The organism is Micromonospora sp. NPDC048907 (genome assembly GCF_055586885.1).
In genome coordinates this window covers 184,530-197,233 of sequence record NZ_JBVJHI010000008.1, presented here as the reverse complement: position 1 = coordinate 197,233, position 12,704 = coordinate 184,530, and the positions used below count along the sequence as shown (strand labels likewise).

Annotated in this window: 10 protein-coding genes; 4 read left to right on the top strand and 6 right to left on the bottom strand. The window is 74.6% G+C overall.

Going from position 1 to position 12,704, the window contains the following annotated elements:
* Nucleotides 1–3 precede the first annotated feature (3 nt).
* Both ACZ6PY_RS26165 and ACZ6PY_RS26160 read right to left on the bottom strand, forming a co-directional pair.
* Complete coding sequence (locus ACZ6PY_RS26165; protein ID WP_466076417.1) at nucleotides 4–1,458, bottom strand: sensor histidine kinase; 1,455 nt, start codon at nucleotides 1,456–1,458, stop codon at nucleotides 4–6.
* Nucleotides 1,459–1,468: 10 nt separating this feature from the next.
* A complete protein-coding gene (locus ACZ6PY_RS26160; RefSeq protein WP_466076413.1) occupies nucleotides 1,469–2,137 on the bottom strand; it encodes a response regulator transcription factor in 669 nt (222 codons plus the stop codon).
* A gap of 79 nt (nucleotides 2,138–2,216) precedes the next feature.
* Between ACZ6PY_RS26160 and ACZ6PY_RS26155 the strand changes: the two genes are divergently transcribed.
* Both ACZ6PY_RS26155 and ACZ6PY_RS26150 read left to right on the top strand, forming a co-directional pair.
* Nucleotides 2,217–2,555: a DUF952 domain-containing protein gene (locus ACZ6PY_RS26155; protein WP_466076411.1), complete on the top strand. Its 339-nt coding sequence runs from the start codon at nucleotides 2,217–2,219 to the stop codon at nucleotides 2,553–2,555.
* A gap of 151 nt (nucleotides 2,556–2,706) precedes the next feature.
* Nucleotides 2,707–3,249: an acyltransferase gene (locus ACZ6PY_RS26150; RefSeq protein ID WP_313722039.1), complete on the top strand. Its 543-nt coding sequence runs from the start codon at nucleotides 2,707–2,709 to the stop codon at nucleotides 3,247–3,249.
* 72 nt (nucleotides 3,250–3,321) lie between these two features.
* Here ACZ6PY_RS26150 and ACZ6PY_RS26145 read toward each other — a convergent pair whose 3' ends face one another.
* From ACZ6PY_RS26145 to ACZ6PY_RS26135, 3 genes are read right to left on the bottom strand one after another with little or no spacing between them, the layout of a single operon-like run.
* Nucleotides 3,322–4,605, bottom strand: coding sequence for a nucleotide sugar dehydrogenase (locus ACZ6PY_RS26145; RefSeq protein ID WP_466076408.1), 1,284 nt, complete (start codon nucleotides 4,603–4,605; stop codon nucleotides 3,322–3,324).
* Between the two features lie 4 nt (nucleotides 4,606–4,609).
* Nucleotides 4,610–6,181: a glycosyltransferase gene (locus ACZ6PY_RS26140; protein WP_466076403.1), complete on the bottom strand. Its 1,572-nt coding sequence runs from the start codon at nucleotides 6,179–6,181 to the stop codon at nucleotides 4,610–4,612.
* The gene (locus tag ACZ6PY_RS26135; RefSeq protein ID WP_466076401.1) at nucleotides 6,178–7,785 is read right to left on the bottom strand and encodes a glycosyltransferase family 4 protein; all 1,608 of its coding nucleotides are present in this window, start codon (nucleotides 7,783–7,785) and stop codon (nucleotides 6,178–6,180) included. The genes ACZ6PY_RS26140 and ACZ6PY_RS26135 overlap by 4 nt, the downstream gene beginning before the upstream one ends.
* A 242-nt stretch (nucleotides 7,786–8,027) precedes the next feature.
* Here ACZ6PY_RS26135 and ACZ6PY_RS26130 point away from each other — a divergent pair, with 242 nt between their 5' ends.
* The gene (locus ACZ6PY_RS26130) at nucleotides 8,028–9,218 is read left to right on the top strand and encodes a hypothetical protein (RefSeq protein ID WP_466076398.1); all 1,191 of its coding nucleotides are present in this window, start codon (nucleotides 8,028–8,030) and stop codon (nucleotides 9,216–9,218) included.
* Between the two features lie 27 nt (nucleotides 9,219–9,245).
* Here the strand turns inward: ACZ6PY_RS26130 and ACZ6PY_RS26125 are convergent, their stop codons facing one another.
* Nucleotides 9,246–11,132, bottom strand: coding sequence for a DUF6311 domain-containing protein (locus tag ACZ6PY_RS26125; protein WP_466076395.1), 1,887 nt, complete (start codon nucleotides 11,130–11,132; stop codon nucleotides 9,246–9,248).
* A 482-nt stretch (nucleotides 11,133–11,614) separates the two neighbouring features.
* Here ACZ6PY_RS26125 and wecB point away from each other — a divergent pair, with 482 nt between their 5' ends.
* Complete coding sequence (wecB, locus tag ACZ6PY_RS26120; RefSeq protein ID WP_466076392.1) at nucleotides 11,615–12,700, top strand: non-hydrolyzing UDP-N-acetylglucosamine 2-epimerase; 1,086 nt, start codon at nucleotides 11,615–11,617, stop codon at nucleotides 12,698–12,700.
* Nucleotides 12,701–12,704: the final 4 nt, after the last annotated feature.

The window sequence follows — 12,704 nt, the reverse complement described above, 5'->3', positions numbered from 1 at the left end:
GGCTCAGCGGCGCCCGGCGTCGGAGCCGACCGCGTCGACCGGGTCGTCGCCGAGCAGCGGAGCGGGTTCGTCCGGCTCGACGGGCTCGTCGTCCGGGGCCGGGAACCACACCTCCGCGACCAGCCCCCGTGGCTCGCCCTGGCGCATGGTGAGCCGGCCGTCGGAGGCGTCGACCAGCACCGCGACGATGGTCAGCCCGAGCCCGGCGCCGTCGACGTTCTGCACGTCCGGCGCCCGCCAGAACCGCTCGGTGGCCTGGTCGAGCTGGCCGGCCGTCATGCCGGGGCCGGTGTCCCGCACCTCCAGCGCGATCCCGCCGTCGGCCGGGCGTACGGTCACGGTCACCGCTCCCCCGGCGCCGCTGAACTTGACCGCGTTGTCGATCAGCGCGTCGAGCGCCTGGTCGACGGCGGTCGGCACGGTCCGGGCGTACGCCGGCGTGCCGGCGCCGTGGAGCGCGAGGGTGACCGACCGGTGCCGGGCGAGCGGCAGCCAGGCCGCCACCCGGGAGGCGGCGATCCCGGCGGCGTCCACGGTGACCCGCTGGTTCTCCTCCCGCTCGGCGCGGGCCAGGGTGAGCAGCGCGTCGAGCACGGTGGCCAGGCGATCGGTCTCCTCCAGCGCCAGCTGGTGCTCGGCGCGGCCGTCGGGGTCGGTGAGGCTGGGCCCCAGCTCCTCCACCCGCAGCCGCAGCGCGGTCAGCGGATTGCGCAGCTGGTGGCTGGCGTGCGCGACGAACGCCCGCTGCCGGTCCATCACGTCGGAGACCGCGTCGGCCATGTCGTTGAAGCTGGTGGCCAGCCGGCGCAGCTCGGGCGGGCCGAGGCGGGGGCGGACCCGGGCGCGCCGGTGTCCCTCGGCGATCTCGTGGGTGACCGCGTCCAGCTCGGTGACCGGGCGCAGCACCCAGCCGGCCAGCCCGAACGCGGTGGAGACGCAGGCCAGCACCGCGAGCAGGCCGATCCCGGCGAGCAGCAGCCACCAGGCCGTCACGGTGCGGCGCACCTTCGCCGCCGGGGTGGCGGTGACCACGGCGCCGAGCACCTCGCCGCCGTCGTTGATCGGGACCGCCACCACCAGCGGCCCGCCCACCCAGGGGCGGACCGCGTCCGGCCGGCTGAACTGCTGCCCGGCCAGCGCGGTGTCCAGGGCCAGGTCGGTGCCCGCCCCGAACTCCCAGCGCGTCGAGGCGACCACGGTCCGGCGGTCCCGGTCGACCACGGCCGCCCCGATGCCGTAGAGGTCGTCGTAGGCGGCGAGTTCCGCGTCCAGCGGGCCGGGGGTGCCGCCGCGCAGCGCCGGGCCGGCCAGCGAGGCGAACCGGGTGGCGTCGGCGAGCCGGTCGGCGCGGACCCGGTCGGTCTCCCGGGTGGCCAGGGTGGCCGCCAGCGGGGTCTCCAGGGCGAGCAGCACCAGCACCATCAGCAGCAGGTAGCTGATCACCAGCCGGCGGCGCACGGCGGCCTCCTCACTCGCCGCGGAGCCGGTAGCCGACCCCGCGGACGGTCTCCACGAGCGTCGGGTCGCCGAGCTTGCCGCGCAGCGAGCCGACGTGCACCTCCACGGTGTGCCGGTCGGCCCACGTGGTGCCCCAGACGTCGAGCAGGATCCGGTCCCGCGGTACGGCGACCCCGGGCTGGCGGGCGAGGGAGAGCAGGATGTCGAACTCCTTGCGGGTGAGCGCCACGGACCGGCCGGCGACGGTGACCGTCCGGCCGCCCACGTCGATGCGGACGGCGCCGGCCTCGATGAGACTGCGCTCCGGCGCGGTGTGCGCGGCCCGGCGCAGCACCGCCTCGATCCGCGCCTGCAGCTCCACCATGGAGAACGGCTTCACCACGTAGTCGTCGGCGCCCAGCCGCAGCCCGAGCACCCGGTCGCGTTCCTCGCCCCGGGCGGTCACCGCGATGATGCCGAGCTGGCTGCTGCGCCGGCGCAGCTCCCGGCACAGGTCGGTGCCGTCCCCGTCGGGCAGGGTCAGGTCGAGCAGCACCAGGTCGCAGGGGGCGGCGGAGAGCGCGGCCTCGACGGTGGCGGCGTGCTCCACCTCGTACCCGCGCCGGGTGAGCGCCGACGACAGGGCGGCGGCCACCCGACGATCGTCCTCGACCAGGAGGATCCGCACCCGTGCCTCCATCCGCTCGACGTGCTGCCCTGCGAATGGTGGCAGACGACGCGGCGGGACGGGAGGCCCGGTGGGCTTCTAGGCTGCGGTGGTGATCTACAAGATTCTGGCCGACAGCGAGTGGGCGCAGGCGCGGGCGGACGGGCGGTTCGCCGGCACCGCGATGGACCGGCAGGACGGCTACATCCACCTGTCCGCGGCGGACCAGGTGGTGGAGACCGCCCGCCGGGTCTTCGCCGGGGCGACCGGCCTCACCGTCCTCGCCGTGGACGAGACGCGGCTCGGCGACGCGCTGCGCTGGGAGGTGTCCCGGGGCGGTGCGCTGTTCCCGCACCTCTACGCGGCGCTGCCGGTGGACGCGGTGGTGGCCGCGCATCCCCTGCCCGCCGACCGGCCCGCCGCCGACGCGGTGGCCGAACTGGTGGCGTGACGGCTCGCTATGCTGCGACGTGCCCGCCCGCCGGCTCCGGGAGCCCGGCGCGGCCGGGTGGCCCTGGCCCGGCCGGGCGCGCGGCGGTCAGCCGGCGCGGCCGTCCGGCACCGACGGCGCGACGACGCGCCCTGCCACGATGCGAGTTGACATGACTGACACCAACGACCGGTCCGCCTCCGTGTTCGTCCACCCGACGGCCGACGTGGAGGACGGCGCCAAGGTCGGCGACGGCACCAAGGTCTGGCACCTGGCCCACATCCGGTCGAGCGCGCAGGTCGGCGCCGGCTGCGTCATCGGCCGCAACGTGTACGTCGACGCGCAGGTCACGGTCGGCGACCGGGTGAAGATCCAGAACAACGTCTCGGTCTACCAGGGCGTGACCATCGAGGACGAGGTCTTCGTCGGCCCCTGCGCCGTGTTCACCAACGACTTCCGCCCGCGCGCCCAGAACCCGGACTGGACCATCACCCCGACCATGGTCCGCCGGGGCGCCTCGATCGGCGCCAACGCCACCCTGGTCTGCGGCATCGAGGTGGGCGAGTACGCGATGATCGCCGCCGGCTCGGTGGTCACCCGGGACGTCAAGCCGTACCAGCTGGTGGCCGGCAACCCGGCCCGGCCGAAGGGGTGGGTGGACGAGAAGGGCGAGGTCGTCTCCCGGGACGTCGACAACCCGCCGCACCAGGGCTGAACGCGCGCGGCGGCGCCGCGACGCGAGCGGGCCCCGGCCGTCACACGGCCGGGGCCCGACAGCGTGGAGGCGTCAGCCGCCGATGACGACGCGGCGGACGCCGGTCCAGCGCGCCGGGTCGGTGACCCGGCGGCCGTCGACCAGCACCGTCACGCCCGGCAGGTCCGCCGGGGTGAGGTTGCGGTACTCGGCGTGGTCGGCCTGGATGACCGCGGCGCCGACCGGCTCGCCCTCGTAGCCGGGCAGGCCGTGCGCGGCCAGCTCCTCGTTGGTGTACATCGGGTCGGCGACGTACGGGACGGCGCCCCGCGCGCGCAGCGCCTCGACGGTCGGGAAGACGCCGGAGAACGCGGTCTCCTTGACACCGCCCCGGTAGGCCGCGCCGAGCACCAGCACGCCCACCCCGGTGAGGTCCCCGTACGCGGCGGCGAGCAGGTCGACGGCGTACTCCGGCATGGCGGCGTTGGCCTCGCGGGCCGAGCGGACCACGGTGGCCGCCGGGTCGTTCCACAGGTACATCCGCGGGTAGATCGGGATGCAGTGACCGCCGACGGCGATGCCCGGCGAGTGGATGTGGCTGTACGGCTGCGTGTTGCAGGCCTCGATGACCTTGGTGACGTCCACGCCGACCGTGTCGGCGAAGCGGGCGAACTGGTTCGCCAGGCCGATGTTGACGTCGCGGTAGGTGGTCTCGGCGAGCTTGGCCAGCTCGGAGGCCTCGGCCGAGCCGAGGTCCCAGACGCCGTTCGGGCGGTCGAGGTCGGGCCGCTCGTCGAAGTCGAGCACCGCCTCGTAGAAGCGCACGCCGTGCTCGGCCGACGCCTCGTCGATGCCGCCGACCAGCTTGGGGTAGCGGCGCAGGTCGGCGAAGACCCGGCCGGTGAGCACCCGCTCCGGGCTGAACACCAGGTGGAAGTCCTGGCCGGCGGTGAGGCCGGAGCCCTCCTCCAGCATGGGGGCCCAGCGGTTGCGGGTGGTGCCGACCGGCAGGGTGGTCTCGTAGCTGACAAGCGTGCCGGGCTTGAGCCCGCGGGCGATGGCCCGGGTGGCGTCGTCCATCCAGCCGAAGTCCGGCACGCCCTCGGCGTCGACGAAGAGCGGCACGACGACGACGACGGCCTCGGACTCGGCGACCGCGGTGGCCGTGTCGGTGGTGGCCGACAGGAGCCCGGCGGCGACCGCCTCCTTCAGCTTGACGTCCAGGTCGGTCTCGCCGGGGAACGGCACGGCGCCGTCGTTGACCAGCTGGACGACCCGCTCCGAGACGTCGGCACCGATCACGCGGTGCCCCTTCGAGGCGAACTGCACGGCGAGCGGCAGACCGATCTTGCCGAGCGCGACGACGCAGATGTTCATGAAACTACTTTCCTCCAGAGGGCCACATTCGGCGCAGGCGGGCAAGGAACCGACCGGGGGTCACCGGCGTGATCGCGACGATCACCTGGCCCTTGTGATTGGTGGTGGGCGTGACGAGGTGGAGCCGGACGCCGCGCCGGGCCAGCCGCCGGGGCGCCGCGACGCGGCGGTCCGTCCGCAGCGGCGCCGAGCCGACCCCGCCCAGCGCGGTCACCTCGGCACGCACCACCCGACGCTCCCCGTTCGCCGCGACGGCCGCGAGCACCCGGTCCACCGCGAAGTCCGTCCGTACGACGGTACCGGTGCCGTCGGGCGCGACCGACGTCACACCCGCCACCTCGCCCACGCTGACCCGGACCGCCCCAGGGGGCAGCTCGGACAGCACGGCCCAGGGGCTGCGCGCGGTGACCACCAGGGCGCGGGCGCCGGCGGCGTCCCGGCCCCAGACCAGCTCGGTCGCGGTCAGCTTGGCCAGCACCTTGGCGGCCCGGTCGGTGACGTCGTACCAGTCGTCCGGGTAGCCGAACGCCGGGTCGCGGAAGCCGACGTGGTGGGCGTACCAGCGGCCGTCGGCGATGGTGACCTCGGGCAGCGACTTGTCGGCCTGCTGCCCGATCAGCTCCCGCAGTCGCGCCAGGTCGCCGTCGCGCGCCACGGCGAGCCGCAGCCGCAGGTCGGGCTCCATCCGCTCCAGGACGCCCTCGGTCAGGTACGCCTCGGCGAGCTTGCGGATCCGGTCGTGGACGTGCTGCTGGACGTCCGGGGAGAGGCCCAGGAACTCCGCCCGGAGCAGCTTCGCCACCTCCCAGCTGAAGTGGCGCAGCAGCACCGCGTCCCGGCGCGGGCCCGGCTCGATGAGCCCGGCGACGAAACCGACAAGTTCCTCGGCGCAGCGCAGCCGCTCCTCGAAGCGGCTGGCGTAGGTGATGTTCTGCGCGTTCTCCCGCTTGACCGCGTAGTAGTACTCGTAGTCGGCGAGGACGGAGATCTTGTTCGCCCGGAAGCAGGCCTCCAGCGTGAACGGCTGGTCGCTGCCCATCGGCATGTCGGTGCGGAACCGCAGGCCGTGACGCTCGACCAGGGCCCGCCGGAACAGCTTGGTGTTCGACAGCGACCAGGGCAGCGGGCTGTCGAAGAGGTCGAGCCGTTCCTGGCTGCTCGCGTAGACCGCCTGGTGCACGTAGCGCTTGTTGGTGCCGACCATCCGGCCGAGCACCACGTCGGAGTCCCACCGGTCGGCGGCGGCCACCAGGCGCTCCAGCGCCTCCGGGCCGAGGTGGTCGTCGGAGCCGATGAAGAAGACGTACCGGCCGCGGGCGTGGTCCAGGCCGAGGTTGCTCGGTGCGGCCGGGCCGCCCGAGTTGGCCTGGTGCAGCACCCGGACCGTCTCCGGGTAGCGGGCGGCGTACCGGTCGAGCTCGGCGCCGCTGCCGTCGGTGGAGCCGTCGTCGACCGCCACGACCTCCAGCCGGTCCCGCCCGATGGTCTGCCCGACCAGCGACTCCAGGCAGGTGGTCAGGTACGGCATGGTGTTGTAGACGGCGACGACCACCGTCACGTCCGGCTGCCGGCTCACGCGCCGACCCCCACCGAGGTCGGGACCGGGTCGCCGGCCGGGCGGGACGGGGCGTCGGGCAGCAGCCGGGAGTAGACGCCGTCGAGCACCTGCGCCTGCGCCTCCCAGGTCCAGCCGGCCAGCAGACCGGGCCGGTCGTACGCGGCGCGGTAGCGCGCCGGGTCGGCGAGCACCGCGGTGACCGCACGGACGAAGTCGGCCACGTCCTCGGCCGTGAACACCTCGCCCTGCCCGGTCTCCCGGACAGTCTCCGCCATCGTCCGCACGTCGGAGACGACAAGCGGGAGGCGGGCGTGTGAATACTCGAAGAACTTGGTGATCAGCGCGATCTCGTGGTTGGGCCAGTGCTGGATCGGGATGACGCCGACCTGCGCGCCGGACAGGAACCGGACCACCTGGTGGTGCGGGACGTAGGGCAGCAGGTGCACGCGGTCCGCCACCCCCAGCTCGCCGGCCCGGGTGACCAGGCCCCTGACGTACGCCGAGGTGGGCTTGTTGACCACGAACGCGACGTGCGCGCCGGGCAGCCGGGGCAGCGCCTCGACCATCACCCCGAGACCGCGCTTGGCGGCGGCCACCCCGCTGTAGACCAGCAGCGGGGTGTCCGGGCCGATGCCGCAGAGCGCGCGGATGTCCGGCACCGGCTCGCCCGCGTCGGCCGGCAGCTCGTCCACCGCCGGGGCGTTGAGCACCACCGCCGGGCGCTCCGCCAGCCGGTGCTCGCGGCGCAGAAGGTCGGCCAGGCCGCCGGAGACGGTCATGGTGGCGTCCGCGTACGGCACGTACTCCCGCTCGTGCGCCACGTTGCCGGGCAGCCAGCGGGCGTTGTCCCGCCACGGCTGCACACCCGGCAGGTACTCGTGGGCGTCCCAGACCAGCGCGATCCGGCGGCCCTTGGCGGCGGCCCGGATCTTCGCGCGGGCGCCGACGCCGATCATCCGGAAGTCGTTGGCGTGGATCAGGTCCGGGGCCAGCTCGTCGACGACCGGGCCGTAGGCCAGCTCGTAGTCCCACAGCCCCGGTTCGAGGCGGCGCCACGCGCCGTCGCCGCGCAGCCGCTGCCAGAACAGCGTGTACGCCCGGTCCCAGGGGCCGTCGAGCTTGCGGCTCTTCCGGGCCTGGTTGAGCTGCCGGTTGCGGAAGCCCACCCACTTGCGGGTCAGGCCGGCGAGCTTCTCCTCGGCCCGCAGCGCGGCCCAGGGCAGCCCGCCGGGCCGGCCGGCGCCGGACTCGCGGGCCGCGGTCGTGAGCGCCGCCCGCCGGACCGCCAGGTCGGCCCGCCACGCCTTGACCGCCTGGGTGCGGTGGGCGGCGATGCCGGACGGCGGGTAGGCGAACGGCCGGCGCAGCCACACCCGCCGGAACTCGTGCCGGCGCTTGGCGAGCGGCTCGGGCATCGGAATCAGGCGGACCTCGGCGTCGCCGAGCCGCCAGCGCTGCGGCTGCCCGACGGGTGCGCGCCCGAGGAGGACGACGTCCCAGCCGGCCGCGGCCGCCGACCGGGCGGCCTTCTGCACCCGGGAGTCACCGATGACCCCGTTGTCCACCAGCATGACGACCCGTCCCCGGGTGGCCGCCGGGGCGGTCGTGCCGTCAGATCCCATTCCTGCCCGTCTCCGTTGTCACCAGCACCGCACCCGCGGACCCGAGCGAGTCTACGACAACGGGTCCGCGGTAAACGCCCGCCGCCGTCGGCGGTCCGCGGCCTCCGGCACCGGTTGCTACCCTCCATGCTGTTCAACGACCGGCGACCTCGCCAGTTCCCCGGCCGGGCCGGCGTCGAGCCTCTCCGACGGGCCGCGCCCGCCGTCGGATCACCCCAGCTCAGCGCGGACAGGATCGCAGTATGGACATGGTGACAACCGAGGAGCCGAGCCGGCCGACGCCGGCCCCCTCGGCCACACAGGCGAGCCCCCTCCCGGCTCGTCCCCGCCTCGGCCGCCGGCTCACCGCGGCCGGCCGGGCCGCGCTGCCCGCGCTCGCGGCCTACGCCGTGATCCGTCTGGTCGGGGTGCTGACCGTGTACGTCTGGGCCCGCAACCTGGGCCTCTCCCCCGAGCAGCGGCTGAGCAAGTCGGACGGCACCTACTACCTGTCGATCGCCCAGCACGGCTACGACGGGTACGTGAAGACGCAGAGCGACATGGCGTTCTTCCCGCTCTACCCCGGCCTCACCGGCCTTTTGGACCGGATCAGCCCGTTCAGCCCCCGCGAGGCGGCGCTGATCGTGGCGTGGCTGGCCGGCCTCGCCGCCGCCTGGGGGCTCTTCGCGATCGGCGCACACCTGCACGACAGGCGCACCGGTGTGGTGCTGGCCGCGCTCTGGGCCGCGCTGCCGCACGCCATCGTCGAGTCGATGACGTACAGCGAGAGCCTGTTCACCGCCCTGGCGGTCTGGACGCTGTACGCGCTGCTGCGCAACCAGTGGCTCACCGCCGGGGTGCTGTGCCTGTTCGCGGGGCTGACCCGGCCGACCGCCTCGTCGTTGATCCCGGTGGTGGGGCTCGCCGCGCTCGTGGCGGTCGTCCGGCGGCGGGACGGCTGGCGGCCGTGGGTCGCCATGCTGCTCGCCCCCGCCGGTTGGCTCGGCTACCTGGCCTGGGTGGGCACGCAGACCGGGCGGCCGGACGGCTGGTTCCACATCCAGTCCGCGGGCTGGGGCAGCACCTTCGACCTGGGCGTGAACACCGTCCTCCGGGGCCGGGAGGTGCTCGCCGAGACGGCCACCCCGCAGATGCTGGTGGTGAGCGTGGTGGCGCTGCTGGCGGTGATGTTGTTCGTGCTGAGCGTGCTCGACCGGCAGCCCTGGCAGCTGCTGCTCTACAGCGGGCTGCTCCTGGTCACCACGCTCGGCGCCGCCGGCTACTACCACGCCAAGGCGCGGTTCCTGCTGCCGGCGTTCGCGCTGCTGCTCCCGGCGGCCGCGGGTCTGGCCCGGGCCGGTTGGGCCCGGGCGGTCACCGTGCTGGTGGCGTTGACCGCCTTCTCCACGTACTTCGGCGGCTACCTGCTGCTGATCTGGACGAGGTCTCCGTGACCGCACGCGGAGACGGCGGCCCGCCCGTCACCGCGTGAACGGCCGGACGTCCCACAGCCAGACGTCATCCACCCGCTGCCCCGGGCCGTACAGCGCGTCCAGCACGACCTTGAGGTTGTCGTGCCCCCGGGCGCCCCGGTCGGGCAGCGCCACGGCGTCGGCCTTCCAGTACCGGACGTCGGACCGGGCCTGGGCGACGTCCGCCGGGCCGACCGCGGTGTCCCGTTCGCCCCGCGACACGGCGGTGAGCAGCTTCGCGGTCGGCTGCGGCTCCACGCCCCAGCGGCCGGTGGCGTCGGTGGCCGAGACCGGGCCGAGGAAGTAGCCCTCCGGCACGGCGAAACCGGCCACCGCGGCGGAACTCCAGTAGAGCGAGGTCATACCGCTGACCGGCACCGGCACCAGGGTGCGGCCGGGCGCCACGTGGTCGCGCCACGCGCCGCTGGTGACGAAGTCGGGAACGGGCACCCGGCCGCGGGCCTCCAGCGGGGTGGGCAGGATCGGCAGCAGCGCGGCCAGCGCCGCCACGGCGGCCAGCCGGGGAACCAGGCGGGCCTGGCCCGCGTCGGTCGCCCGGATCCGGGCGAGGCGGTCCCCCGCGACCGCGAACAGCACGCCGAGCGCCGCCGTGGTGATCAGCGCGAACCGGGAGACCACCACCGAGTCGAAGACCGGCAGGTTGGTCACCAGCGCGAACGGCGCCGGCACGTCGGTACGCCGGGTGCCCCACGTCCAGGTGGTGCCGATCGAGAAGACCGCGGAGATCGCGATCACCACGGTGAGCACCCGGACGACAATCTCCCGGCGCAGCCACCAGCAGGCGGCCAGCGCCAGCACCACGACGGACCAGCCGTAGAAGCTCGACTGCTCGGTGGTGTTCGGGCCCCAGCGCAGCGCGCTGGTGGGGCTGCCGGCCACCGACTCGGTGGCGTAGCGCACGAACGAGCCGACGGTCAGCGCGTAGACGTCGGGGTTGCCGGGGTGTCCAACCCGGTGCTGCGGCCCGGCGAACTGCATCCACAGCGGGTACGCGGCGGCGGCGCCGACCAGCACGCCGGTGATCGCGAGTCCGCCCAGCAGCGGCCGGGCCCGCCGCAGCGCCTCGCGGGGCCGGAAGATCAGGTAGCCGACCACCATCATCAGGCAGCCGAGCGCGGCCAGGAAGAGAATCTCCAGGCTCACGAAGAACTGCGCCACCACGAGCCCGCCCAGCACCAGACCGTCGCGGACGACACGACCGCCGCGGGCCAGCCGGACGACCCGCCACAGGATGAACGGCACCAGCCACTGGGCGGTGATGTGCGGGTGCCCGTTGCTGTGCGAGACGAGGGCCGGCGCGAAGGCGCAGAACAGGCCGCCGACGAAGGCCGCGGCCCGGGACGACACCAGGTGCCGGGAGAGCACGTAATACCAGGCGTACGCGGTGCCGGCCAGGTTGAGCGTGATGAACAGCAGGTAGGAGAAGGAGGCGCCGAACAGCAGGGTGACCGGCGACAGGACCAGGCCGGGAAGCTGCATCCCGACGTTGGTCATCAGGTTGATGCCCGTCGGGGCGTTCTGCAGCGTGGTGAAGAACGGGTTCTCCAGGTGGCTGACCGCGTGCGCCGCGTAGGCCAGCATCCACTCGTTGAAGCCCTGGTCGTTGGGCCGGCTGCCGAGCAGCCGGCCGCTGTGATCGAGCCAGCCGCGGGCGGTCACCCACAGGGCGCCGGCCAGATAGACCGCGGCGACCAGCAGGTCCGGGCGCAGCCGGCGCCAGCGCGCGGGGCCGGCCGCGGGCGCGGGCTCGCGCTCCTCCGCGCCGACCGGCGGCTCCGCCCGCTCGGCCTCGGTGCTGCCGTGAGCGGTCGCGTCGGTCACCGGCTCGCCGGCGGCGGAGGTGCGGGTGCGGATGTCGGGGCCCGGGGCGGTCATGGCGCCGTAGTGTACGCAAGCCACCCACCGGCGCCCGGCCAGGCTCGCCCCCGCCCCGCCGGTACGTTCCCCGGCCCGGGGACCGGAACGTCGGCTCGTGAAGCGTCCGGGAAGATCCCCCGTCGGTGCGGCGAACGGGACGCGACGCCCAGCCGTCCCCACCCGAGCGGTTCGGCGACTCCGGCCGGTCTTCCCGGCCGCCACGGTGCCGGTGAGGCGCGGACGACCGGCCACGGTCGGTTAGGGTGGTGCGCTGTGTGCCGGCCCGCGCCACTCGTCGCATCCGTCCCGCTCGGGGAGCTGATGACCGGATCCGGCCGGTGGCGCTCGGCACGATTCGGCACCGGCCGCCACCGCGTCCGTCGTCCGTCACCGGCCGGGGCACTACTATTCCTAGGGCCGCCCGCCCACGACCCGGGCCTCCGCGACCGGCGCGCCCGATCCACCCGTAGTCCCCGTCGCAGATCACGAGGAGTCACGTAGTGAAGGTCGTCAGCATTGTCGGCGCCCGACCGCAGTTGGTGAAGCTGGCGCCCATCGCCGCGGCGTTCGCCGAGGACGGGTGCGAGCACGTGATCGTGCACACCGGTCAGCACTACGACGCCGACCTGTCCGACGTGTTCTTCTCCGGCCTCGGCATCCCGGACCCGGACGTGCACCTGGGCATCGGCTCGGGCAGCCACGGCGTGCAGACGGGCAACACCCTCGCGGCGCTGGACCCGGTGCTCGCCGCCGAGCGGCCGGACTGGGTCCTGGTCTACGGCGATACCAACTCGACCCTGGCCGGCACGCTGTCGGCGGTGAAGCAGCACCTGCGGGTGGCGCACCTGGAGGCCGGCCTGCGCTCGTTCAACCGGCGCATGCCGGAGGAGCACAACCGGGTGCTCACCGACCACGCCGCCGACCTGCTGCTCGCCCCCACCGAGGAGGCGATGCGGCACCTGGCGGCGGAGGGCCTGGCGGCCCGCTCCGAGCTGGTCGGCGACGTCATGGTGGACGTCTGCCTGCGGGTCCGGGACGAGGTGGCGCGCGGCGGCCTGCCCCGGCCGGCCCTGCCCGAGGGTGTCGACCCGGACGCCCCGTACCTGCTGGCCACCCTGCACCGCGCCGAGAACACCGACGACCCGCAGCGGCTGGCCGCGCTGCTCGACGCGCTGGCCGACCTGCCCGTGCCGGTCGCGCTGCTGGCCCACCCGCGGTTGGTCGCCCGCGCCGAGGAGCACGGCCTGAAGCTGTCCCGGGGCTCGCTGCACGCGGCCCGCCCGCTGCCGTACGCCGCCATGGTGGCGGCCGTGCGGGGCTCGGTCGGCGTGGTCACCGACTCCGGCGGCCTCCAGAAGGAGGCCTACCTGCTGGACCGCCCGTGCACCACGCTGCGGACCGAGACCGAGTGGGTGGAGACCCTCGCGGACGGCTGGAACGTCCTGGTCCCGGACCCGCGCGAGCTGGGCGCCCGGTGGGCGACGACGGCCACCCGGCCCGCCCCGGAGGCGTCCCGCGGCACTCCGTACGGCGACGGTCGGGCGGCGCACCGCGTCGCCGAGACGCTGCGCCGGCACCTGGCATGACGGC

Bases quoted from the DNA above. Each gene is read 5' to 3' on its own strand.
- ACZ6PY_RS26135 (WP_466076401.1), bottom strand. From the start codon at position 7,785: ATGGGATCTGACGGCACGACCGCCCCGGCGGCCACCCGGGGACGGGTC.
- ACZ6PY_RS26130 (WP_466076398.1), top strand. From the start codon at position 8,028: ATGGACATGGTGACAACCGAGGAGCCGAGCCGGCCGACGCCGGCCCCC.
- ACZ6PY_RS26160 (WP_466076413.1), bottom strand. From the start codon at position 2,137: ATGGAGGCACGGGTGCGGATCCTCCTGGTCGAGGACGATCGTCGGGTG.
- ACZ6PY_RS26145 (WP_466076408.1), bottom strand. From the start codon at position 4,605: ATGAACATCTGCGTCGTCGCGCTCGGCAAGATCGGTCTGCCGCTCGCC.
- ACZ6PY_RS26125 (WP_466076395.1), bottom strand. From the start codon at position 11,132: ATGACCGCCCCGGGCCCCGACATCCGCACCCGCACCTCCGCCGCCGGC.
- ACZ6PY_RS26150 (WP_313722039.1), top strand. From the start codon at position 2,707: ATGACTGACACCAACGACCGGTCCGCCTCCGTGTTCGTCCACCCGACG.